Source organism: Rubrobacter calidifluminis (assembly GCF_028617075.1).
In the GTDB taxonomy this organism is placed as follows: Bacteria; Actinomycetota; Rubrobacteria; order Rubrobacterales; family Rubrobacteraceae; genus Rubrobacter_E; species Rubrobacter_E calidifluminis.
In genome coordinates, this window is the sequence record NZ_JAQKGV010000046.1 from 1 (window position 1) to 969 (window position 969).

The following is a 969-nucleotide window of genomic DNA, read 5'->3' on the forward strand; positions in this document are numbered from 1 at the left end:
TCGCCCTCTGCTCGCTGGCGAAGGGCGGAAGCGTCGTCCTGGCCGGCGACCCCAGGCAACTGCCCCCCATCCGGCAGGCCGCCCCCCCCGCTCGGCCTCGAGTCGATGGTCGGATCGGTCTTCGCCTTCTGCGAGGACGTCCACGGCGTCGAGCCCATCATGCTGGATACAAACTACCGCTCAAGCTCCATGCTGGTCAGCTTCTCGCTCGAGGCCGGCTACCGGCGCACGCTCAAAAGCTTCTCCCCCGAACTCAGGCTCAACCTCCTCGATCCCCTGCCGCAGGAGCGCCCCGATGGATGGCCCGAGGAGCTCTACTGGACCCCGGAGTGGGCGTCGCTGGTGGATCCCAACCTCCCGGTCCTCTGCTTCGTCTACCCCGAGGGCCGAAGCAGCCAGTGGAACCGGTTCGAGGCCGACGCCGTCGTCGCCATCATCGCGCTGCTCCGCGGAAGGGCGGCGGGGCTCTCGGGCGAGCGGGATCCCGCAACCGGGGATATGCTGCCCCGCCAGGATAAACCTTATTCTCCACCGGAGTTCTGGAAGAAGGCGATCGGGGTCGTCACCCCCCACCGGGCGCAGCAGGGGCTCATCGCAGGCCGGCTCCAGCGTACTTTCCCCGACGAAGACCCCAACCTCATCCGGGACGCCGTGGACACCGTCGAGCGCTTCCAGGGCCAGGAGCGCGACCTCATCATCGCCTCCTACGCCCTCGGCGACCCCGACGCGATAGCCGACGAAGACGAGTTCCTCATGAGCGCAAACCGCTTCAACGTCATGGCCTCCCGGCCGCGGGCGAAGCTCATCGTCTTCGTCTCGCGGGAGGTAGTGGACCACCTCCCCGAAGACCCGGACATCCTGCGCGGCTCGCGGCTGCTCAAGGTCTTCGTCGATTCCTTCTGCCGCGAGGAGCGCCCCGCCAAGCTGGGCTTCATCGAGAACGGAGAAGCAAAGGCGGTTCCGGGAACG

The 969-nt window shown here is 67.6% G+C and carries 1 protein-coding gene; it reads left to right on the plus strand.

Annotation, left to right across the window (positions count from 1 at the left end; all coding sequences use genetic code 11):
- Window positions 1-105 precede the first annotated feature (105 nt).
- Window positions 106-969 (plus strand): C-terminal helicase domain-containing protein (locus PJB24_RS15775; protein ID WP_273847607.1); only part of this gene is annotated, 864 nt, incomplete at its 3' end.